Origin of the sequence: Rhabdochromatium marinum, from assembly GCF_016583795.1 — a bacterium.
GTDB classification, from domain to species: Bacteria; Pseudomonadota; Gammaproteobacteria; order Chromatiales; family Chromatiaceae; genus Rhabdochromatium; species Rhabdochromatium marinum.
The window spans coordinates 1-21,675 of record NZ_NRRS01000008.1 but is presented as its reverse complement, the minus strand read 5'-3'; the positions used below and the strand labels follow the sequence as shown (position 1 = coordinate 21,675).

Here is a 21,675-nt window from a genome sequence, read left to right as displayed (position 1 = left end):
AGAAATTATGGTATCCCAGGATGGGGTCAAATTTGCGGCCTACAAGGCTGCGCCGCGACCCCAGCGACGAAGATGCGCTGCATGGGCAGATCGTCTTTGCTGCTTTGGAACAGCACTCCCGCGCAACTTTTTTATAGTAAGCACGTCTGCGGGAAGCGCTTCGCCCTCCCTGCCTTTGCGGGTAGGTTTGGTGAAGCGTATATCAAGATGACACTCAAGTTAACTATGAAAGGTAATATATTGATAAGCTGCCCTAAGCTGTTTGCGCGCGTGTCGCTTTGCTGTTTGATTGTGGCAACGCAAGTATACGCAGAGGATAGTCTTATTTCCGGCGACGGCTTTAATCTTATGTCTGAAGACGTTGAGGCAGAACTGTCGACCTTTCCTGTTTACATGCAGCAGCAGATACGCAGAAGCCCAGGCAAGCTTAGAAGTTTAATTGATGATCTTTGGAGAAGGGAGTTAGTCGTCGTCGAGGCTGAGAAGCAAAATGTTGATGATATAGATGCTTTTCACGCTCGTCTTGTCCGCGCCCGTAAGGAAGAGTTAGTCTCCATTATGCTGGACAAAAAAGGGCAGGATGTTGCAGAGAATTTTCCGGACTTCGCTGAACAGGCGAAGGAGCATTTTCGAATAAATCGTGACAAATATAGGCGGCCTGAAAGAGTAAGCGCTTCTCACATACTTTTGAAAGCGAAGACTGAGGAAGAGCGCCAACAGCGCATTCCAGAGATGAAAGCTATCAGAGAGCGTGCGCTGAAAGGCGAGGATTTTGCTGAGCTTGCCCGCGAATATTCAGAGGATCAGGGAAGCAGTAAAGCTGGTGGTAGCTTAGGGGTGTTTCCTAGGGGAAAAATGACACCTAAATTTGAACAAGCTGCATTTGCTTTAGAAAAACCAGGTGATATCAGCGACATTATTGAAACTCCCTTCGGTATTCATATTATTCGACTGGAGTCGCGTCAAGAACAGCAAGATTTATCCTTTGATGATGTCAAAGATGAGATTATAGTCAAGCTCAAGCAAGACTATCTTCGTGAGCGAGTGAAACAGTGGTATGAAGACTTAACTGATGCATCACATGTCAAGGGGAATACCGAAGCCATTGACGCTTATGTCGATGCAACGGTAGAGGTTGCAAACAAGGAAGACTATATTAAGATACCAAATATGGATAACCCCTGAATTTAGGGCAGTTTTTTATTTTCTCTGATTCAAACTTTTTCTGAGTTTAGTTATCGGGACTGATGTTTTCCCTCCACTGCATAATTGGAAATTCAAAGTACCTATACAATAAAAATGCTAACCAAACAACTACAGCTAAATAAATGCATAAATAAACAATCGATAACAAGATGTTTTTTGAGCCGTGAGAAAGGCTGACAAAGTAAGGCAAAAATTGGAAATGAATTAAATAGATTCCGTAAGAAAATTGGCTGCCCAGGGTAATAACGCGGGACTGGCCGTGGATATGTAGCTGGGCAAATCCCAGCAAAGGGAGCAAAACGAGAGAGGTAACCACAAAAAATCCTGTTTTTGCAAAAAAGCCCTGGTTTAATCCGGCATCTTGCAACAAAAAATAATAGCTTATCAATCCCCCAAGAAGAAAACTACCTAAAAGCATGGCGGGAAAGCCAGAGAGGGTTTGGTAAATTGCTTTACAGTGAATACTGAGAAAGGCCCATAATACTCCGACTAAAAGTGAGTCAAACCGCAGGAATATGCTTTTTCGAACCTCCCCCCACGACAAGTCTGCGTGGAAAAATACTGCAAGCAGGCGAACTGTGAATATTATGACGATTCCCCCCACGATACCGTAAAAGATCGCTTGTTGGCTTCGGTTGTGCACAACCATGAGTAGCAGCAATGGAACAGTCAGGTAAAACCACTCTTCGACACTCAGACTCCAAGATACCGGAAGAAAACCTAATGCACTGTCGCTAAAGTTTTGTAAAAAAACAACATGCAACCAAGATGCGTTTTCTGCTCCGCTTAAGTAACTTGCAGCAATATAAGTCAAGAATAACACAAGGTAATAAAGTGGCAGTGTTCTTAGCCACCGTCTCACCCAAAACGTACCTAAAGCACGCCAGAGATTGGTTTTTCTAAAAAGAACTTTGCTAATTAAAATTCGTCCTATAAGAAATCCACTCAGAACAAAAAACAATTCAACGCCCAGATATCCTCCTACAGATAGGTACCACCAATTCCAGCTATCGGTTTGAATCCAGGAAAACAGATGCCTGGTATGTGATAAAAGAACTAAAAAAATAGCGCAAAATCGAAACAGATCAAGACCAAAGTTTCTTTGCCCATACATCATCTAAAATCCATCCTTCTATTCGTAATCTGTCATGGGGGGGATACTGTACCAATGTGAGCGACCGAGGCTGACGACGATTAGGGCAGCATAAGCAGCCGCCATCTGGGTTACGCTTAGTTGTCCAGTCCCGGAGGATTGTTTACCAAAGAGGAGCCATCCCTTGTTCGTCGCCCTAGAGATAACCCATGCCATTTCACCTTCGTTTGACAACAGCCGCCCTTGTGCTGCCTGCCGCTTGGTTAGTTGCCTCAACTGCTTTTGCAGCGTCTCTCAACGACACCGGCATTGTCCGCTGTGGGGATGCCGGGAGTAACAATGTCGATTGCCCTGTTGCCGGCTATTCCGGCCAAGACGCTGAGTATGGGCGCGATGCAACCAACGATGATCCCATTGACGGCCATGCCGGCTTCAGTTTCACCAAGCTCGACGCGAATGGGGCCGATCTACCTGCCACGGCGACCGCATGGAACTGTGTGCGTGATAATGTCACTGGTCTGATCTGGGAGGTTAAAACGGATGATGGTGGACTCAGAGACCGTGACTGGAACTACAGTTGGTACAACCCTGATCCTACCAGCAATGGCGGTAACACCGGCACTCAGAACAGCGGGGTCTGCGAGGGCAGCGACTGCGACACCCAGGGCTTCGTCAATGCCGTCAATGCCCAAGGGCTTTGTGGTGCTAGCGATTGGCGCCTGCCGAAACGCGAGGAACTGCGTTCCATCTTGAGCTATGATCGATACAGTCCGAGTATTGATGATAGTTACTTTCCAAACACTTCGTTTTCTTCTGTCCCTTTGTTTTGGTCAGCCTCACCAGATGCCTACGATTCAGACTACGCGTGGTTCCTGGCTTTCGACCTTGGTTACGACGGCTACGACACCAAGGACCATGGCAACCACGTGCGGCTGGTGCGCGGCGGACAAACAACTCCGCTTGGCAGCTATCAAGCCGTTGGAAACCAAGTTTGCAATGACGCCATCCCGGCTACGGCCCCCGATGGGCGCTATGTTATCAATGACAATGGCACGGTCACCGATGGCATCACCGGCTTAATGTGGAAACGCTGCGCTGAAGGATTAAGTGGCACGGATTGTTCTTCTGGCACAGCCGCAACCTATACATGGCAGCAGGCCTTGGAATTGGCGCCGTTGTCGAACTTTGCTGGCTATACGGACTGGCGCCTGCCAAATCTCAAGGAATTATCATCGCTGGTTGAAATGCGCTGTCACAATCCGGCAATAAATGGTAATTCGTTTCCAAATACACCTTCAGCATGGTTTTGGTCAGCTTCGCCAGATGCCTACAATTCAGACTACGCATGGTACCTGTTCTTCGGTAGCGGGGGCGACGGCGACTATCCTAAGTTCGGAAACCCCTATGTTCGGTTAGTGCGTGATAGACAGGTTTATAGTCTTTTGTCGTTATCCGTTAACGGCAGCGGTACCGTGACCAGTACCGACAACCAAATCACCTGCCCCGGTGACTGCTTGGCCCGTTACATCGAAGCCACCTCAGTCATCCTGACCGCTATTCCCGATTCTGGCTGGCAATTCAACGGCTGGGGCGGTGCTTGCACCGGTATTGCCGACTGCTTTCTTACAGTCGATAGCACGCTTTCTGTCACCGCCAACTTCACAGAGGCTGATCCGGCTGTCACGACCACCTATCTGAGTCTTGATGACGATCAACTCGAACTGACCGGCATCGCCAACACCACTACGCGCTATCTTGACTTCGGTGGCCAGGACACCTACACCCTCAGCCCCAACTTAGCCGGCTCGATCAAGTTAATCGACAACCAGGCCACCACTGTGATTCTGCCTTCTGGCCTGGCCATCGACGCCGTTGCTTTCGTGTCTGACGGGCTGCGCTTCACCATCAACGGCTATCTGGTGACTCTGCTGGGGGCGGTCAGTAACTTCTCCTTCACTTTCGGTGGCGATACCGGAGTGATGCGCGGTTATGCAGAAACCGCCACCGCCTTCGGTGCTTCCATTCCTGTTGCTGGCGCTAGTCCGGTATTCGGGAGTATCACGGGAACCATTGGGAGCGACGGGAGTATCGTGCCCTGACCTGACTAATCCGGCTCCCGATCCCAACGTCATACCTAATGTGATACTTAAATTTGGCGTCTCCCGTTGGTGCCAAATGCCCATCAATCCTCCCCGGGAAGTCTGATATGAGCGAAACGACAGGCACGTATACAGAAGTTTTGGCTACAGATGATGATGGACGCTATGATACTCCCATCACAGTCGCTGATGAATCCAATGATGGCCCTGTGGATGCGCTGAGGCTACAGCAGGACGAAAATATCGCTGGAGCCATCGACACCGTTATCATAGCAGCCGGTGAAAATTATGCCGGCCCGGTCGATGCGATTCTAGTCGCTGTTGATGACGATAATGTTGGCTCAGTCGATGCCCAGGCTGATGAGCGGTTGGGGGCTGGGGCTGCTGACGAAAACGATGCTGGCCAGACCCAGGGTGTTAATCAAACAATGCTTGAGAGTGCTCAGTTTTCAATTCGTTTGCTTTCCGAGATTGATCGGAAGTTGTTGGAGGAACAGTCGGATTATGAGGTGGCGAATGCCTCGCTGTCTGGGTTAATTGGTAGCAGCGGCGGTGTTTCATTAAACATTAACCTGACCAAGACCAAAGCGGCTAGGGAAATTTTCTCCAAATTATCCGCTCAGGTTAGAGGAACCTGCCCGCATTGTGGCGAGCAATGGGCTGTATCCAAGCGGTCCTTGTATCTATCGGAAGCAAAAAATTTAGTGTGTGCAAAATGTCATCACCTTTTTTTCTGGAAGGAGCAGAAAGAGAGCGTTTTGCCACCTAAAGGCACCGAGCAGTTGGTCGCTGGAAATTGCCCTGGCTGCGGTGCTTCGTGGAAGGTTAGCCCGGATGTATTCCGGGAAAACTTAACTGTGACCATGAAGTGCGCTCAATGCGGCACGCTGTTTTCATCGACCTGCCGCCAGGAAAATTCCTCAACTTCGGATTCACAATCCGCCTCCTTTGATCCACAGTCAGCGCCGGAGCCAGAGTCAGAGCTGCTGTTGGATCAGGAACTAGCCTCAGCACCTGAATTGTCATCGGAACCCGAGTTGGAACTGGAGTCAGAATTGGAGCCGGAGCCAGAGCTGGTGGTTGAGCCGCCAACGGAATCCGATGCCTGGATGGACTCTGACCTCTTAATGGACTCCGACTTCCTAATGGAATCCGAGCCACCGACGGAGCCAGAGTCAGAACCAGAACCACCAGCTGAACTAGAGTCAGACCCAAAACCACCGGCTGAACCAGAGTCAGAACCAGAATCACCGGCTGAACCAGAGTCAGAGCCAGAACCAGAACCACCGGCTGAACCAGAGTCAGAACCAGAACCACCGGCTGAACCAGAGTCAGAACCAGAACCACCGGCTGAACCAGAGTCAGAACCAGAACCACCGGCTGAACCAGAGTCAGAACTAAAACCACCAGCTGAACCAGAGTCAGAACCAGAATCGCCAACAGAACCAACAGCCCCCTCCTCTGAGTCCGACAGCAAAGAAATCGAGGACAAAGACGAAGATAAAGGTAAAGAGGAAGGCGAAAAAACAGCACCACCACCCGCTGAACAACAGCCGCCGCAGGACACGAACAATGCAGCGGAATCGATTTCCGGTAGCTGTCCGCATTGCAGCAAAAAATGGAAGGCGCCAGCATCAATCTTTAAAGAAAAGTCCGAGTTACTGCTGAGATGTCCGCGCTGCAAAGAGAAAATGAAGCTCAAAAAATCTGATTTTGCGCTCGCATGACCCAGCGGGCATCCCAGCCCCTTGCGGGCCAAACCGACGCTCTGCCAGCCGCCTCGCCAGCCACTCCACCGGCTGTGCGCCGCCCGAGTGCCGGGCTGCGGTTTCTCGGGGCGGTGCTGCTGTATGCAACGCTCAGCTTGCTGAGCTGCCAGTCAATTTTCGTGTTTTAGCGCGTGCTAGCCTGCTCTACGAATGCCACTGGATCTTCACGACATTAGCACGGATGTGCAGCAAACCGTGGATGGCGCACGGCACAGCTGGCTGCGCTGGCGCGAGCGACGTACAGCTGAGGGGCCGCGCCTGTGGCTACTGTGGCTGGCAACCACACCGCTGATTCCATCCGCCTTTGTCAGTCTGATCGCCGGGCATCTGCACGCCTTTGCCGCCGATGCCCTGGCCTATGTGCTCTTTGCCAGTGCCGCCATTCTGGCCCGGGCGGGTTATACCATTGCCATCGCCCAACCACAACGACGCTTCTCCCGGCGCCTGCAACTCCCGTGGCTCAATGTCGCTGGCGTTCTGGTGGGCGTGGCAACGGCGGTGACGGCCATTGCCGGCGCCGGTTATAGGCTTCCGATTGGTGTGGCCTTTGCCCTGGTCGCCAGCAGCGGCTTTTTTCTGACCTACGGCATGCAGCCTTGGCGGCGCGGGGAGCGCCTGGAGGCGGCTGATCGCGACTCGCGCCTGGTGGCAGAGGCACTGGCGGCGGCGGAAGGGCGCCTGATTCAGATCGAACAGGCCGCCGGCGCGCTGGGCAATCCGGAGCTGCGCACCCGCCTGGCGCGCATTGCGGCACTGGGGCGCGAGATTCTGGCGCAGATTGCCGAGCGGCCGGCCGATTTGCACCGCGCCCGGCGTTTTCTGACCGTCTTTCTCGAAGGCGCCGAGCAGGTGTCGAATGGGTATGTCCGCACTCATCGCCATGCACGCCAGGCCGACTCGCAGGCGCTTGAACAGCGCTTTCGCAGCGTTCTGGTGACCATCGAAGAGCAATTCACCCATCAGCGTCAGCGCTTGACCCAGACGGATGTGACGGACCTTGATATCCAGATTGAAGTGCTACAGAAACAGCTTGAGCAGGAGGTATACTCTAGTCTTGATAAAGGTGCTTTTTGATACCAAAATAGGTATATGAAAAGCACTATATCAACGGGAAAAGCGGCGAAACTGCTTGGCGTAACAGTAAAAACGGTTCAGCGATGGGAGCGGGAAGGCAGACTGATTCCCGTCGCTCGCACGGATAGCAATCGCCGTCTTTACACTGAAGAGCAAATTCAAGAATTTCTTGGATTACAATCGTCTCAAATTCCAACGCGACACGTTGCCTATTGCCGAGTGTCATCCGCCGCACAAAGACCGGATTTAGCCCATCAGCGCCGTGTGTTGGAAGAATTTTCTGTGGCGAAAGGATTGGCAAATGTTGAATTTATCGAGGAAGTCGGTGGCGGTTTGAATTTTAAGCGAAAACGCTTTTTAGCGTTAATGGATGCGGTGGGCCGCCGCGAAATTAAAACATTAATTTTGGCGCATCGCGACCGGCTCACTCGTTTTGGTTTTGATTGGTTCGAGCATTATGCGAACACCCATGGATGCGAAATTTTGGTATTGAATCAAGAGCGCCTTTCGCCAGAACAAGAAATGGTGCAAGATTTAATGACGATTGTGCATTGTTTTTCTTCAAGGCTCGATGGCTTGAGAAATTATCGTCAGCAACTGAAAGAAGCATTAGACAATGAAAGTCACCCGAATCCTTAATGCGAAAAAGCCCAACAAGGGCAAAGTCGTGGCTTTGCGAGAACAAGCCCGGCGACTGGGTCAAGTGCGCTCCGAGGTCTGGCAACGCTTTGGCTCAATTCAAGGTGTGAATCGCTCGGATCGTCAGATTCGTGATCAATGGCTAAAAGATAAGCGCGATTTTTTCGTCTTAGTCAATGCCTGGAAGGAAACCTTGCGCGATGCCAAGGGCGACATCACCGCCAACATGGAAGCGGCCAAGGTCAAGGCGAGGCGCTGTATTTGGCGGCACACGAATGACAAGGCGGAGCAAAAACGGCTATTCACCGCGCTCAAAGGCAACGACTGGGTGCAAAATGCCTACCTGCGCCGGGTGATGCGCGAACACTGGAAGCGCGGACACAATCACACCCACAACCAGATCATCGTCCGTTCAGATAACTACACCACCTTTCAACTGGGCGGACGCGCCTGGATCAAAATTCCCAGCCTGGTTAAAGGTCAGCGCATCGCCATCCCGCTCAACACCACAGTCGCGCCGACAGGCACCCTGCGCGTCATCATCAAAGACGATGACCATATTGAGGTTCACACCACCGTCGATGTCGAGACCCAACAGGATTGCGGCACGCGCACCCTGGGAATCGACAAAGGCTATTCCGAGGTGTTGGTCGATTCAGATGGGGAACACCATGGTCAGGAACTCGGCACCATCCTGACCGAGCAATCCGACCGACTCAAGGCGAAGTACCAGCGTCGATCCAAACTGCGCGCGCTCGCCAACAAGACCCGCAACCCGCACAAACGCGAGCACATTCGTCAGTTCAATCTCGGTCGCAAAAAAATCAATCGGCAGATGGACAAGACCCATGCCCAGATTCGCGACATCGTGTTTCAATCCGTCCATCAGGTCGTCGACAAAGCCGCCGTGATCGCGGCAGAAGATTTAACCGCCCCGATGGCGGGCAAGTCCTTCGGCAAGAACGTCAATCGTCGGCTGGCAAGCTGGACGAAAGGTGTTATTGCCGAAGCACTTGATCGTGTTTCACACCTTAGAGGTTCTACGGTCGTTCTGGTCAATCCTGCCTACACATCGCAAATGGATTCCCGCAACGGATGCCTACTCGGCAAACGCCAGGGGGATCGGTTTTACTGTTCCGACGGGGTTGTGTTGCAGGCCGATCAGAACGCTGCGCGAAACGTGCTGGCTAGGTTGTTTGATCCTGATATTGATCGGTTCACGCCGTTCAAGCGGGTGAAGGCGATCTTGTTGGAACGAACTGAGCGCCTCCGGTTGGGACTGCTCAACCAGGACTCCAGTTGCTCGCCAGCAATGGCGTTATCAACGGAGAGCGAATAACCAAATGAGCACTTCCGAGTATGAAATTTGGAGCAGCAATTCACCGCCCGATGACTGAAGCCACTACCCAACAACAGCCCCTGGCGCCAGCCCCGGCCGACATCAAGCGCCTGCTGGCCGAACTCGATCTGAGTGACAGCCAGTCGATCCTGCACTTTGGTGCCAAGGCGCAGCAGCAGCTCAGCAGCGTTTCCGAACAGATGCTTGAAGGCGTGCGCATCAAGGACAGCGGCCCCGCCGGTGAGGCGCTGAATACCATGGTGGGGAAACTGCGCGGCTTTGATGTCGAAGCCCTGGATCCCAATGCCAAGCGCGGCCTGCTGGCCGGTCTGTTTGGCAAGGGCAAGCAGGTGCGGAAATTTCTGCAAGAATACGAGCAGGTGCGCGATCAGATCGAGCGCATCAGTATGGATTTGGAACGGCACAAAACCCGGCTGATGACCGATGTGGTCTCACTCGATCGGCTCTATGACGCCAATCTGGACTATTTCCGCGAGCTGGAGCGCTATATTGCCGCAGGGGACGCCAAGCTCGCCGAGCTGGATCAGGACACCATTCCGGCGCTGGAGGCTGAGGTCAGTCAGAGCGAGGATATGGTGCGGGCGCAACATCTGCGCGATCTGCGCGGGGCGCGCGATGACCTGGAGCGCCGCGTGCATGATTTGCGCCTCACCCGCCAGGTCACCATGCAGGCACTGCCCAGCATTCGCCTGGTGCAGGAAAACGACAAGGGCCTGATCAACAAGATCAACTCCACCCTGGTCAATACTGTGCCGCTGTGGCGGCAGCAGCTCGCCCAGGCCATTACCATTTACCGCTCCGGGCGCGCGGCGGAGACGGTCAAGGCCGCCACGGATCTGACCAATGATCTGTTAATGGCCAATGCCGAAAATCTCAAGCAGGCCAATGCCCAGGCCCGCACCCAGATCGAGCGCGGAGTTTTTGATATTCAAAGCGTCAAGGCCGCTAATCAGGCGCTGATTGCGACCATTGAGGACAGTTTAACGATTGCTGACAAGGGCCGGCAGGCACGCGCTGCCGCCAATCAGGAACTAACCCAGTTGGAGAGCAATCTGCGCCAGGCGCTGAGCAAAGCATCCGCCACCGGCAGCGGTTGATGCCGATGCGCCTGCGCCTGGCCAGTCTTAGAGGTCGTGGCGCTCGTCGGCCAGGCCGAAGCCGAGCAGTTCCAACAGTAGTCCGGTTACAGCGCCGCCCACAGCGCCGCCCATCACACCGAGCGGGATCTGTTCGAGCAGATAATCGAAGCGGCCGCTGATGTCCCAGGTCAGCTCAGTGGATGCGCTGCCCACCATCAGCCAGACGCCGACACCAACAATACCAGCGATCCAGGCGGCTACCAGCGGGCCGCCCAGGCGCGTCCAGGGCCAGCCGGAACAGCCATACTCAAGCCAACGATGATTGAGCTGAAACAGGGTGCCCACCAACGCCACCACGCCAGCAACCACCACCATGGGATCAATGGTTTGGGTATAGAGCTGCAAGGCGATGGCAATGGTCAACCCAGCCCCGGCTCCAGCCAGTAACCCGGTCATTGTCACCCCAAAGGCGCGTGCATTGGCCTGTGGGCCACGGTTGAAAAACAGCCCGGCAATCAGGCCCGCGCCCGCAGCGACGGCGGAGATAATCAGCAGATCAACCACCTGCGAGTAGAGCATTAGATAGGCGATGGAGGCCAGCACACCGGCGGCGGCTCCGACCAATGCCACAAACATGGCACTGTACAGCGTTGCCACCGTCATCGCGGCGGCACAGGTACCAATCAGCAGCGGGTACCAGCCCTCAAAACCAAGATCGCCCAGCATGTGGCGCATCGATACCAGCACAGCGCCGAAAACCCCGCCGGCCAGCCCCCAGATGAACAGCATCAGCAGGGCTCGCGCCAGTTTTTTGATTAGAAACATCATCCATCCTCCGGTCGTTGCAGCCGTTTGCTCGGTTATGCTTTGCTCTCAGATCGTGTCGGCCACTATTCTAACCCGAGGCGTGGCGGTAACGGAAAGATGAGTGCCCGGAAATGCGCTCATAATCAGCCGGCTCCTCCATGCGGCGCGGCCAACCAGATCAGCGCCGCATCAGCCGGTGCCCTGGGTGATTCGGCCGGCAGCATGATTTGTCCGCCGGCCTCGGTGGTCCAGATCAGCACCGGTTGCTGCCCGGTGGATTCCTCGCGCGGAGTGCCCAGCCCCTCGCGCAGGGATTGCTCCAGCGTCGCGTGATAGCGTAAGCGGTAGCCCAGTTGCAACATCCGCAGGTGCTCATCGGCAAAATACAGCTGCGCTGAGCGCGCCGGCAAGCCATTGAAGGATGCGATCTCGGCGGCGCACAATCGGTCCCCGAGCGCGGTGCGCAGCGCCTCGCACTGAAACTCGACCTTAGGAAATTGCTCGCGAATCAGCGCCTCGCTCACCCCGGGTGTGAGCCGGTCATAGGCGATATTAAAGCTGGGATCGCCCAGAATATGCAGCAACACCAGATCACTGCGGCGCTTGCCATCCTCGGTGAACATCAGCCAGCTGATGGGGCCGATCACCAGCGCGAGCGACAGCAAGAGTTTGTACGTGCGGGGAAGCTTGTATTTCATGCGCGGATTTTACCTGGATCTTGAGATAACGAACGAGATAATCATCGCCGATGCCTAAAATCACCTCAACACAGCACACGCCCATGATGCAGCAATACCTGGGCATCAAAGCCGAGTATGCGGATATGCTGCTGTTTTACCGCATGGGCGACTTTTACGAGCTGTTTTTTGAGGATGCTGAGCGTGCTGCGCAGCTGCTCGATATCACCCTCACCAAGCGTGGGCAATCGGCTGGAGCGCCGATCCCGATGGCTGGTGTGCCCTATCACGCGGTCGAAAGCTATCTGGCCCGGCTGGTGCGGCAAGGGGTGTCGGTGGCCATCTGCGAACAAACGGGCGATCCGGCCAAGAGTAAGGGGCCGGTGGCGCGCGAAGTGGTGCGTGTCGTCACGCCCGGTACTTTGACTGATGAGGCGCTGCTCGATCAGCGGCGCGACAATCTGCTCTGTGCCATTGCCGAGTCGCTGGATGCGCAGGCCAGCGACAGCCTGGAGTTTGGGCTGGCGATGCTGGAATTGGCCAGCGGTCGTTTCACGGTGCTGGAGCTCAGCGGCCAGGAGGCGCTGAGCGCCGAACTCCAACGTCTGCAACCGGCCGAGCTGCTGCTGGACGAAGACAGCAAGCTCGATCACCGGCTGGGATACAGCGGCGGCCTGACCCGGCGTCCGCGCTGGCATTTTGACCCGGACACGGGCACTCGGCAGCTCAGCGAGCAATTCGGCACCCGTGATCTGAGCGGCTTCGGCTGTGCCGAACTCCGCTTGGCCATCGGCGCGGCTGGCTGTCTGCTGCACTACGTCAAGGATACCCAGCGCAGCGCGCTGCCGCATCTGCGCGGGCTGACGGTGGAGAATCGCGACCAGGCGGTGATACTCGATGCCGCGACCCAACGCAATCTGGAACTCATCCAAACCCTGTCGGGTCAGGAACAGCACAGCCTCATCCAGGTGCTGGACAACAGCTGCACCGCTATGGGCGCACGCCTGCTGCGACGCTGGTTGACCCGTCCCCTGCGCGATGTCCAGTCGATTCGCTGGCGCCATGATGCCATTGCCACCCTGCTGGAAACCGCTCGGTTCGAGGCGTTGCGCGACACTCTGGCCAGCATCGGCGATTTGGAGCGCATTCTGGCGCGCGTGGCGCTTGGCTCGGCGCGCCCGCGTGACCTCGCCACCCTGCGCGACGCCATCGGCTGCCTGCCGGAGCTGCATCGCGGCCTCGGCGATCTGGACAGTCCGCTGCTGACTGAACTCAATGGCGACCTCGGCGAGCATCCCGAGGTTGAAGCGCGCCTCCAGCGCGCGTTGATCGAACAACCGCCCATGCTGATTCGCGACGGGGGCGTGCTGGCACCCGGCTATGATCAGGAGCTCGATGAATTGCGCCACCTGGCCCAGCATGCTGATCAGTTTCTGTTGGATCTCGAAGGGCGCGAGCGCACGCGCACCGGCATTGCCGCGCTCAAGGTCAGCTATAACCGCGTGCATGGTTACTACATCGAAATCAGCCGCGCCCAGGCCGACAAGATTCCTGATGATTACCAGCGTCGTCAGACGCTCAAGGGTGTCGAGCGCTACATTACCCCCGAGCTGAAGCGCTTCGAAGATCAGGTGCTTAGCGCGCGCGAACGCGCGCTGGCGCGCGAAAAAGCCCTCTATGAAGACCTGCTTGCCGAACTGACCCGGCATCTGGAGGCGCTGCAATGCATGGCCCACGCCCTGGCCAGTCTAGATGTGATCGCCACGTTGGCCGAGCGTGCCGAGCGTCTCAGCTGGACGCGCCCGGAGCTGAGTGCCGCGATTTGCATCGAGATCGAGGATGGCCGTCATCCGGTGGTGGAGCAGCTCAGCGACGCGCCCTTTGTTGCCAACAGCGTGCGTCTGGATGCCGAGCGCCGCATGCTGATGATTACCGGGCCGAATATGGGCGGTAAATCGACCTTCATGCGCCAGACGGCGCTGATTGTCATCCTGGCGCATGCCGGCAGCTTCGTGCCCGCGCGCGCCGCCCGCATCGGCCCGATTGATCGTATTTTCTCGCGCATCGGTGCTGCCGATGACCTTGCCGGCGGGCGTTCGACCTTTATGGTGGAGATGGAGGAAACCGCTAACATCCTGCACAACGCGACCGAGCAGAGCCTGGTGTTAATGGACGAGATCGGTCGTGGCACCAGCACCTTCGATGGCCTGTCACTGGCCTGGGCCTGCGCCCTGGAACTGGCCCAGCGCATCCGCGCGCTGACGCTGTTTGCAACCCACTACTTTGAGCTTACCAGTCTGCCCGAGGAACAGCCCGGCATTGCCAACTTGCACCTTGAGGCCATTGAGCATGGTGAGCGCATTGTGTTTCTGCACAGTGTGCGGGAAGGGCCAGCCAATCAGAGCTACGGCCTGCAAGTCGCCGCGCTGGCTGGGGTGCCGGCACCCGTCATTGCCCGCGCCCGCGAGCGTCTACGCCAGCTCGAAGCACAGAGTCAGCGCCAAGAACAGCGCCAGATGGCGCAACTCTCGCTCTTTGCACCGGAAGTGCCAGCCGCATTGGCGACGCCTCCTGTCGCATCTCCCGCGCCTTCCGTCACATCTGAGCGCCACGCCGTTCTTGAGCGGCTCAGCGGCCTGGATGCAGATGATCTCAGCCCCCGTCAGGCGCTGGCGCTGATCTATGAATTACAAGCCGAGTTGCAGACGCGCGCGCGCGCCTGAAGGCGGGTTACAGGCGGCGGGGCAGGATGTCATCTGGCGCCAGGACGCGCTTGACCTCCATCAGCAGGTCTTCCTGGGCATGCAGGAGTTCCGGTAACCGGGCTTGCGCCGGGGCGGGGTCACCGGCGCGCAGGTGCGTAAGCAGCTCAAAAACCAGCTGACGCAGTCGCTGATGCTGGTCAGCGACGCCGGGTGACTGGTTGAGTTCGTGGCAGTACGACCGCTCGGGTGAGGACAGCCACTGATCGAAGCGGCTAAGCCGCGGGTCTGACTGGGCGCCAGGGAGGTCCGGTGGTGGGTGCTCAAGCAGATTTTGGAGATGATGGATCCAGTAGCGGCAGTTCTGTACCTTGAGCATCAACGCCAGGTCGCTGGTCAAGCTGTCGTCAGCTTCGGCGCTCCAGCCAGGCTGGGCGGTCCAGTGCCGATACCAGTCAATCACGGCCTCCGCCGGCATCGGACGGGCGAAGCCGTAGCCCTGGCCAAAGCGACAACCGAGCCAGGTGAGCACGGCGGCATGGGCTGGAGTTTCCACGCCTTCGGCAATCACGGCGCGCTTGAAGGCATGGGACAGATTGACGACACTTTCGACAATGTCCATGTCGCCGGCGTCGTGCAGCATGTCGCGCACGAAGCTTTGGTCGATTTTCAGGACATCAATTGGCAGGGTGCGGAAGTAGGCCAATGAGGAATACCCGGTGCCGAAATCATCCAGCGCTAAATGCACGCCCAGAGCGCGACAGTCGGTCAGTACGCTCCGGGCCTGCTCGAAGTCACTGATGGCGGCGGTCTCAAGAATTTCGAGCTTCAGCTGCCCGGCGGCCACCTGCGGATGGGCGCTGAGCGTTTTCTGAAGATCGGTGGCGAAATCACTGCACAACAGGTGCCCGGCACTGATGTTGACGCTGATGGGGACATTCAGCTGGCTCGCCTGCCAGTGCTCAAGCTGCCGCAGGGCGGCTTCGATGACCCATTCGCCCAGGGTTGTTTCCAGCTCGCTGCCCTCGATGTCATCCAGGAAGGCCCCCGGCATGAGCAGGCCCTGTTCTGGGTGCTGCCAGCGAATCAGCGCCTCGAAGCCGGTGACTTCGCGGCTGATCATATCCACCTGTGGCTGATAGTGGAGGATAAAGTCGCCCTGTTGCAGCCCCTGGGTGATCTGACGCAGTTTGTCGCGGCGGGCGTGCAACAGGCGATCCTGTTCGGGATCATAGAGATGGTAGCAATCTTTGCCGGCTTCCTTGGCGCGATACATGGCCTGATCGGCATGGCGCAACAGGGTGTCAGGGTCATCAATATCCAGTGGGTAGAGGGTGACGCCAATGCTGGCTGAGACTCTGTGCTGTCTTCCTTGCAACTTAAATGGGGCGCGGATGGTACTCAGAATGCGCTCAAGCAGCTCCTCGCAATCCTCAAGGCGGGCCAGATCGGTCAGCAACAGGACGAATTCGTCGCCGCCAAAGCGCGCGACGGTATCTTCCTGGCGTAGCAGCCTGCGGAGGTTGTCCGCAATTTTGACCAGGCAGTGGTCGCCCACTTCGTGGCCGTAGCTGTCGTTGATGGGTTTGAAACCGTCAAGATCCAGGTAGCAGACCGCCAGCAGTTGATTATTGCGCCGGGCGCGAGCGACGGCGCGGCTAAGGCGATCGGTCAGCAGGCGCCGGTTGGGTACGCCAGTGAGGTGGTCATGATAGGCAATGTGTTCGAGCTGGGCCTCCAGCGCTTTGTTTTCGCTGTTGTCAATAATGACCGCGATGTAGTTCTGTAAGTGGCCGTTGGCGTCGAATACGGTCGAAATAGACAGAATGGCTGCGAATATCTCGCCGTTTTTGCGCTGGTTCCAGATCTCGCCGTGCCAGGAACCCTGTTCCCTAAGATGCTGCCACAGGTTGGCATAGAACGCCTGATCGTGCTTCCTGGAGGCGAGGATGCTGGGATTACATCCCAGCACTTCGGCTTTTGCGTAGCCGGTGATGCGGGTGAAGCTGGGATTCACATCCAGGATGAGGTTGTCAGCATCCGTGATCAGGATGCCTTCCAAGCTGTGAGCAAAGACGCTTGCAGCCAGACGCAGCTGGGTTTCGGCATTGCGGCGCTCGGTAATGTCCTGAATGGTGCCGGTCAGAGAGACGACCTTGCCATCCTGGTCGGTGGCAACCTCTCCCAGACCCAGCACCCAGCGCATCTGGCCATCCTTGGGGCGGACGATGCGATATTCCTGGTTGAAAGGGCAGCCTTTGATGAGGATCTCCTGGTGCAGATAGCGTTCCATGTGCGGGCGATCATCCGGATGGATTAGGTTCAACCAGCCCTCAACGCTATGCGTATAGTTGACGTCGATGCCGAAAATCTGATCCAGCACATCGGATGAAGCCCAGCGGTTGGCGGTAAAATCTGCCTTGTAGGAACCAATCTGCGCAGCCTGCTGCGATTCGCGAAAAAAGTATTCGCGTTCGCGCAATTCCGCTTCCATGCGCCGATGTTCGGTAATGTCCTGCACCGTGCCGCGCAGCTTGGTCACCTGCCCGCTGTGATCCCGTACCGCCTCACCACGCATGGTGATCCAGCGGCATTGAGCCCCCCGGCTGGTGATTTCCAGATCGCATTTGAACGGAGCGCCGGTAGCGCGGGCTTGCTTGATCCGCTTATGGAGATGGAGCCAGCTGGCTGGGGTAAAAGCGTCCTGGATCCGCGCCGGCTTGGCCAGCATCATGGCTGGATCAAGGCCGCACAGCTGCAAGATTTCTTCCGGCCAGCTATGGGTGTTGCTGCGCAGATCCCAGTACCAGTCGCCCAGGGCGGCGATCCGCTTGGCTTCTTGCAGGCGCGCGCGGTAGTCGCGCAACGCCTGTTCGTCATCGGCGCGTTGCTCTTGCGATTTGAGCAGAAGTCCGAGCAGCAGGGTCACGATCGGCAGGACCAGCAGGTAGGGCAGGGCAACCGTGTGCAGGAAATTGGCGCGCACCGGCATGGGCAACAGGAAGATCCACAAGAAAGCCCCCAGGTGAACCACGAAGCCCAGCAGCGCCAGATTGGCTTTGTTCAGTGGCAGCCATCCGCGCCGGCGCAGTTCCCAGGCCCCGAGGCCGATACCGGCGGCTGTGAAGATGGTCGCCACGCCCATGTAGACACCGGAGCCGCCGAGCCACAAACGATAGGCGACCGCCATGAGAGAGGCGACGGCGGCGGTCGGTGGGCCGCCAAACAGCGCCGCCATGGTGACGACAGCGGTGCGCCCGTCGAAGATGACCCCGGGTTCCAGGGTCAGGGGGGAGAGCATGCCGATCACGGCCGCGCTGCCAAACAGCAGCCCATTGAGCAGTTGAGTGCCGAGGCTGTGGCGCGGGCGACGGGCAATGAACAGACTATATAGGATCGCCAGCGACAGCAGCAGCGCCGAGTTCTGGATCAGCGGACCCAGGATGAGAGCGAGGGTATCGACCGGCGCGGTAGACACGATGAGGTTACCGGAGGTTAGGCTGTTTCATGACGCGACAGATACTCATGCGCGGCGCTCAGCAGGCGCTTGCGTCCAAAAAGAATTTGCCAGCGGCTGCCACCCAGCTGTTGCCACAGAATGGCGGCGCGAATGCCGGCCAGCAGGAGCGCGCGGATGCGGTTTTGATTGTCGGTGTTTTTCAGGTACAGCGGATTGCCGTGTACCAGAATTCTGGGTTCCAGGGTGCTGACCGTTTCGCCATAGAGTTCGGCCAGGGCGGCCAACACCTCAGCGTCGAGCAGCGGGCGTTGCTGGCGCTTGGCGTCGGTGATTTCGATGCCGATGCCGATGCGCTGGAGCTGATCCGGCTGCTCACTCAGGGTGCGGGCGTGGCGCAGCAGGTTGATGAGATAGCGGGTCAGTTCCAGGTCGCGGTGCGGTTGTCCAGTGATCTGTCTGATCAGTGCGCGCATGCCGAGGCAGACCGCTCCAGGCGGACCATAAACCGATGCAGTATCAGGCGCATCGATCTGAAAAAGGCTGTAAATACAGGGTTCCATGGCCTCGACATCCACGGAGCCTCGGTTGGCGATGCGCTCGACGCAATGGATGGCCTGATGCAGGCCGGCCAGGGCGGTGACGCGCTCTAGGTCGCTGTGTTGCATGTAGTGGTCAGTTGTCAATGATCAGTGGTCAGTGAGTGGCGGTTCGGAGTTGGGGGCTTCGACTGGATGTGACTCGGCACGGGTGATGATACAGCCTCCCAGACAGCGGTCGTTGCGGTAGAAGACGGCAGATTGCCCGGGCGTGATGGCGCGCTGCGGGGTGGCGAAGGTGACCTGGCAGCCAGCGGTATCGTAACTGATTAGGGTGCAGGCTTGCAGCGGCTGGCGGTGGCGCAGACGACACTGGCAGTCGAAGGGGACTGGGCCAGGGGGCTGACCGCTGATCCAGTGGATCTGTTCACCATGCAGACCGGAGGCCAGGAGGCGCGGATGCTGGCCGCCCTGAACCACGATCAGGGCATTGCGTGCGGCGTCCTTGGCGGCGACGAACCAGGGCGCCGCGCCGGCGTCGCGCTGACCACCAATGCCGAGTCCCTGGCGCTGTCCAATGGTGTAGTAGGCCAGTCCCTGATGTTCGCCCAGCATCCGGCCGGCGGGGGTTTCAATCGGGCCGGGGTTATGGGGCAGGTAGCGGGCAAGAAAATCGGCAAAGCGCCGCTCACCGATAAAGCAGATGCCGGTGCTGTCCTTTTTGTCGGCATTGGCCAGGCCGAGCCGCTGGGCCAGTGCTCGCACTTCGGGCTTGGTCACATCGGCCAGTGGGAAATGCGCGCGCGCAAGCTGCTGCTGATCGAGCCGATGCAGGAAATAGGTCTGATCCTTGTTGGCGTCCCGGGCCAGATGCAGGCGGGCGTCTTCGGGGGTCTGGAGCACGCGCGCATAGTGGCCGGTGGCGATGCCGTCGGCGCCCAGGGTGTGGGCATGATCGAGAAAGGCGCGGAACTTGATTTCGGTATTGCACAGAATATCCGGGTTGGGCGTGCGCAGCGCACGGTATTCAGCCAGAAAATAGGCAAATACCCGCTCCCAGTATTCGGTGGCGAAATTCACCGTGCGCAAGGGAATGCCAAGCCGCTGGGCAACGGCTTGGGCATCGGCTAGATCCTGCGCCGCCGCGCAGTAGCCGGGCGCGTCGTCTTCCTCCCAGTTCTTCATGAACAACGCCTCGACCTGATGGCCCTGTTTGAGTAACAAGTGAGCCGCGATGGCGGAGTCAACCCCACCTGAGAGGCCCACCATGATGCGCTGTGATGCGGGGGAACTCATGCGGCCGCTGCGGAGCTGGGTCGAGGCGTCGGGGGCAGGGCGGCTGGGGGCAGAGCAGGGCCGAGGTGCACCGCAGCCGGCAGCTGCATGCAGGCGCAGTGCAGGCTGCCGCCCTGGGTGATCAGGGCGCGGCAGTCAATGGGATGGATGCGGCGCTCCGGAAATGCTCCTTGCAGCCGGTGGATGGCTTCGCGGTCGGCTGGATCCTGATAGACCGGCAGCAGCACAGCGCCGTTGATAAGCGCAAAGTTGGCATAGCCGGCCGGCAAGCGCTGGCCGTCAGCGTCGTACTGCGGCTGGGGACTGGGTAGTGGCAATAACTGATAGGCCCGGCCTTCGGCATCCCGCAGCGCGCGCAATTCCTCGATCAGCTGCTGGATAGACGGGTAATCGGGGTCAGCGGGATCGGTACAGCTGACATGGGCGATGGTGCGCGGATTGACGAAGCGGGCGAGGGTGTCGATATGGCCATCGGTGTCATCGCCGCTTAACTGGCCATGCTCCAGCCACAGGAAGTGCTGCGTCCCAAGGCGCTGGCGCAGCTCCTGTTCAATCGCCGCCTGGCTCCAACCCGGATTGCGCTTGGGATCCAGGATGGTGCGGCGCATCATCAGCAGGCTGCCGGCGCCATCGCTGTCGAGGGCGCCACCTTCCAGCACCAGCTCGCTGCGCTGCCAATCGTGGTCAGCCAACGGGCTTTGCGCGCGCAGGGCGCTGTTAATCTGATCATCCAGGGGACTGGCGAATTTTCCGCCCCAGCCATTAAAGCGGAAGTCAATCAGGCCGGCGCGCTGCTTCGGGGTCACGACGGTGATCGGGCCATGGTCGCGGGTCCAAGTGTCATTGCTGGGTGCCAAGGCCCAGTGCAGCTGTGCGTCCGGCACTCCGGCGTCGCGCAGCCGGGTGGCCACCTGCGTCTGCCAATGGCGGTCCGGGCACAGAATCAAGGCCGGCTGATACTGGCACAGGGTGCGCACGATCTCAATGTAGACCGCTTCCACCGCGTCCAGTTGATCGCGCCAGTCGGTGTTGGGATGTGGCCAGGTGAGCAGCAGCGCGCTCTGGGGCGCCCACTCAGCGGGCAGGGTATTCATCATCAGTCTTGCGCGAGAAACCCCGTCCTTCAGGGCGGGGAGGGATAGCGCACCGCGCGTAGCGCGGTCAGGCGGCCCGTCTCGCATCCTCCGTTGTCGGTTTCGGTTGAAAAGCGTAGCCATAGCCATCGGCGCGTTGCAGCACCTGGCAATAGCGGTGTGAAAGGCCCTGAACGGTTCCGGTCTGGGTCTGGATGTTAAACGATCCGGTTCGGCGCACCGCCACACGCCCGACATGCACGCCTGCCCGTTTGCCCTTGGGCACCTCGGCGCGCACCCAATCGCCGGTCTGGAAACCTTGGACGCGCTTATGGCGGACGAGATAGCCGCGCGGGAAGCCGTTGTTGAAGGTGCGCGTGCGGCGGTAGGTGCCGCGTCCGGTGGCCTTGATCGCCAGCACCGGGCGATTCCAGTCCTGCACCTGATCGACAGTGCCGACACAGACGGCATCAAGGGCATGGGTCTTGGGGATGTCCAGCCGCGTGCGGTTGTATTTGGTGCGCCCGCCTGAGCCAGTCTCGACCGGCAAACCGGTCGCGTTGAGCGCCTCGAACAGCGCCCAGCGCGTGGTATTAACAGCAGCGCCGTCCTTGAGCGGCGCTTTGGCTTGCGCCTTGATCCGCGCGAGCCGCTCAGGAGCGCGGGCCAGAAAGGTTTCGATGGGCTGACGGCCCTTGCGCTGATTGCAGGGTCGGCAGGCAAGCGTCAGGTTCGAGATCCGATCCGATCCGCCCCGGCTCCTGGGGTGGATGTGCTCGATCTCCAGCGGTACTTGCGTTGCGCC

At 58.0% G+C, this 21,675-nt stretch carries 16 protein-coding genes; 8 read left to right on the top strand and 8 right to left on the bottom strand.

Going from position 1 to position 21,675, the window contains the following annotated elements; genetic code table 11:
* Nucleotides 1-81 precede the first annotated feature (81 nt).
* Nucleotides 82-1,185: a peptidylprolyl isomerase gene (locus CKO36_RS04060; protein ID WP_200280895.1), complete on the top strand. Its 1,104-nt coding sequence runs from the start codon at nucleotides 82-84 to the stop codon at nucleotides 1,183-1,185.
* Nucleotides 1,186-1,231: 46 nt separating this feature from the next.
* On the opposite strand, the gene CKO36_RS04055 is transcribed toward CKO36_RS04060, so the two are convergent.
* On the bottom strand, nucleotides 1,232-2,323 hold the full coding sequence (locus tag CKO36_RS04055) for an acyltransferase family protein (RefSeq protein ID WP_200280892.1): 1,092 nt from the start codon (nucleotides 2,321-2,323) through the stop codon (nucleotides 1,232-1,234).
* A 185-nt stretch (nucleotides 2,324-2,508) separates the two neighbouring features.
* Here CKO36_RS04055 and CKO36_RS04050 point away from each other — a divergent pair, with 185 nt between their 5' ends.
* The 6 genes from CKO36_RS04050 to CKO36_RS04025 all read left to right on the top strand — a co-directional run bounded on the left by CKO36_RS04050 (nucleotide 2,509) and on the right by CKO36_RS04025 (nucleotide 10,337).
* Nucleotides 2,509-4,398 (top strand): DUF1566 domain-containing protein, encoded by a 1,890-nt coding sequence (locus CKO36_RS04050; RefSeq protein ID WP_200280889.1) that lies wholly within the window; start codon nucleotides 2,509-2,511, stop codon nucleotides 4,396-4,398.
* A 107-nt stretch (nucleotides 4,399-4,505) separates the two neighbouring features.
* Nucleotides 4,506-6,125 carry a hypothetical protein gene (locus CKO36_RS04045; RefSeq protein WP_200280886.1) on the top strand — a complete coding sequence of 540 codons (1,620 nt, stop codon included), beginning with the start codon at nucleotides 4,506-4,508 and terminating at the stop codon, nucleotides 6,123-6,125.
* Nucleotides 6,126-6,317: 192 nt separating this feature from the next.
* Entirely contained in the window at nucleotides 6,318-7,241 is a 924-nt protein-coding gene (locus tag CKO36_RS04040) for a 5-bromo-4-chloroindolyl phosphate hydrolysis family protein (RefSeq protein ID WP_200280884.1), read from the top strand.
* Nucleotides 7,242-7,256: 15 nt separating this feature from the next.
* Nucleotides 7,257-7,880, top strand: coding sequence for an IS607 family transposase (locus CKO36_RS04035; RefSeq protein WP_200280881.1), 624 nt, complete (start codon nucleotides 7,257-7,259; stop codon nucleotides 7,878-7,880).
* Nucleotides 7,858-9,219, top strand: coding sequence for an RNA-guided endonuclease TnpB family protein (locus CKO36_RS04030; RefSeq protein WP_200280879.1), 1,362 nt, complete (start codon nucleotides 7,858-7,860; stop codon nucleotides 9,217-9,219). Before CKO36_RS04035 ends, CKO36_RS04030 begins: the two co-directional genes overlap by 23 nt.
* A gap of 50 nt (nucleotides 9,220-9,269) precedes the next feature.
* The gene (locus CKO36_RS04025) at nucleotides 9,270-10,337 is read left to right on the top strand and encodes a toxic anion resistance protein (RefSeq protein ID WP_242469382.1); all 1,068 of its coding nucleotides are present in this window, start codon (nucleotides 9,270-9,272) and stop codon (nucleotides 10,335-10,337) included.
* 27 nt (nucleotides 10,338-10,364) lie between these two features.
* Here the strand turns inward: CKO36_RS04025 and CKO36_RS04020 are convergent, their stop codons facing one another.
* Nucleotides 10,365-11,147 carry a spermidine synthase gene (locus CKO36_RS04020; protein ID WP_200280876.1) on the bottom strand — a complete coding sequence of 261 codons (783 nt, stop codon included), beginning with the start codon at nucleotides 11,145-11,147 and terminating at the stop codon, nucleotides 10,365-10,367.
* Nucleotides 11,148-11,269: 122 nt separating this feature from the next.
* Entirely contained in the window at nucleotides 11,270-11,824 is a 555-nt protein-coding gene (locus tag CKO36_RS04015) for a hypothetical protein (RefSeq protein WP_200280875.1), read from the bottom strand.
* Nucleotides 11,825-11,907: 83 nt separating this feature from the next.
* Here CKO36_RS04015 and mutS point away from each other — a divergent pair, with 83 nt between their 5' ends.
* On the top strand, nucleotides 11,908-14,526 hold the full coding sequence (gene mutS, locus CKO36_RS04010) for a DNA mismatch repair protein MutS (RefSeq protein WP_200280874.1): 2,619 nt from the start codon (nucleotides 11,908-11,910) through the stop codon (nucleotides 14,524-14,526).
* A 7-nt stretch (nucleotides 14,527-14,533) separates the two neighbouring features.
* On the opposite strand, the gene CKO36_RS04005 is transcribed toward mutS, so the two are convergent.
* The 5 genes from CKO36_RS04005 to CKO36_RS03985 all read right to left on the bottom strand — a co-directional run.
* On the bottom strand, nucleotides 14,534-17,983 hold the full coding sequence (locus tag CKO36_RS04005) for an EAL domain-containing protein (RefSeq protein WP_200280873.1): 3,450 nt from the start codon (nucleotides 17,981-17,983) through the stop codon (nucleotides 14,534-14,536).
* A gap of 17 nt (nucleotides 17,984-18,000) precedes the next feature.
* A complete protein-coding gene (gene hflD / locus CKO36_RS04000; protein WP_200280871.1) occupies nucleotides 18,001-18,630 on the bottom strand; it encodes a high frequency lysogenization protein HflD in 630 nt (209 codons plus the stop codon).
* Nucleotides 18,631-18,651: 21 nt separating this feature from the next.
* Nucleotides 18,652-19,797 (bottom strand): tRNA 2-thiouridine(34) synthase MnmA, encoded by a 1,146-nt coding sequence (gene mnmA / locus CKO36_RS03995; protein ID WP_200280870.1) that lies wholly within the window; start codon nucleotides 19,795-19,797, stop codon nucleotides 18,652-18,654.
* Nucleotides 19,794-20,894, bottom strand: coding sequence for an agmatine deiminase family protein (locus tag CKO36_RS03990; RefSeq protein ID WP_338053417.1), 1,101 nt, complete (start codon nucleotides 20,892-20,894; stop codon nucleotides 19,794-19,796). Before CKO36_RS03990 ends, mnmA begins: the two co-directional genes overlap by 4 nt.
* A 64-nt stretch (nucleotides 20,895-20,958) precedes the next feature.
* On the bottom strand, nucleotides 20,959-21,675 hold a 717-nt coding region (locus CKO36_RS03985; RefSeq protein ID WP_200280868.1), incomplete at its 5' end, for an HNH endonuclease.

What these genes read in the sequence shown, in the direction of transcription:
- CKO36_RS04060 (WP_200280895.1), top strand. Translation starts at nt 82, where the DNA reads ATGGGCAGATCGTCTTTGCTGCTTTGGAACAGCACTCCCGCGCAACTT.
- CKO36_RS04055 (WP_200280892.1), bottom strand. Translation starts at nt 2,323, where the DNA reads ATGATGTATGGGCAAAGAAACTTTGGTCTTGATCTGTTTCGATTTTGC.
- CKO36_RS04050 (WP_200280889.1), top strand. Translation starts at nt 2,509, where the DNA reads ATGCCATTTCACCTTCGTTTGACAACAGCCGCCCTTGTGCTGCCTGCC.
- CKO36_RS04045 (WP_200280886.1), top strand. Translation starts at nt 4,506, where the DNA reads ATGAGCGAAACGACAGGCACGTATACAGAAGTTTTGGCTACAGATGAT.
- CKO36_RS04040 (WP_200280884.1), top strand. Translation starts at nt 6,318, where the DNA reads ATGCCACTGGATCTTCACGACATTAGCACGGATGTGCAGCAAACCGTG.
- CKO36_RS04035 (WP_200280881.1), top strand. Translation starts at nt 7,257, where the DNA reads ATGAAAAGCACTATATCAACGGGAAAAGCGGCGAAACTGCTTGGCGTA.
- CKO36_RS04030 (WP_200280879.1), top strand. Translation starts at nt 7,858, where the DNA reads ATGAAAGTCACCCGAATCCTTAATGCGAAAAAGCCCAACAAGGGCAAA.
- CKO36_RS04025 (WP_242469382.1), top strand. Translation starts at nt 9,270, where the DNA reads ATGACTGAAGCCACTACCCAACAACAGCCCCTGGCGCCAGCCCCGGCC.
- CKO36_RS04020 (WP_200280876.1), bottom strand. Translation starts at nt 11,147, where the DNA reads ATGATGTTTCTAATCAAAAAACTGGCGCGAGCCCTGCTGATGCTGTTC.
- CKO36_RS04015 (WP_200280875.1), bottom strand. Translation starts at nt 11,824, where the DNA reads ATGAAATACAAGCTTCCCCGCACGTACAAACTCTTGCTGTCGCTCGCG.
- mutS (WP_200280874.1), top strand. Translation starts at nt 11,908, where the DNA reads ATGATGCAGCAATACCTGGGCATCAAAGCCGAGTATGCGGATATGCTG.
- hflD (WP_200280871.1), bottom strand. Translation starts at nt 18,630, where the DNA reads ATGCAACACAGCGACCTAGAGCGCGTCACCGCCCTGGCCGGCCTGCAT.
- mnmA (WP_200280870.1), bottom strand. Translation starts at nt 19,797, where the DNA reads ATGAGTTCCCCCGCATCACAGCGCATCATGGTGGGCCTCTCAGGTGGG.
- CKO36_RS03990 (WP_338053417.1), bottom strand. Translation starts at nt 20,894, where the DNA reads ATGATGAATACCCTGCCCGCTGAGTGGGCGCCCCAGAGCGCGCTGCTG.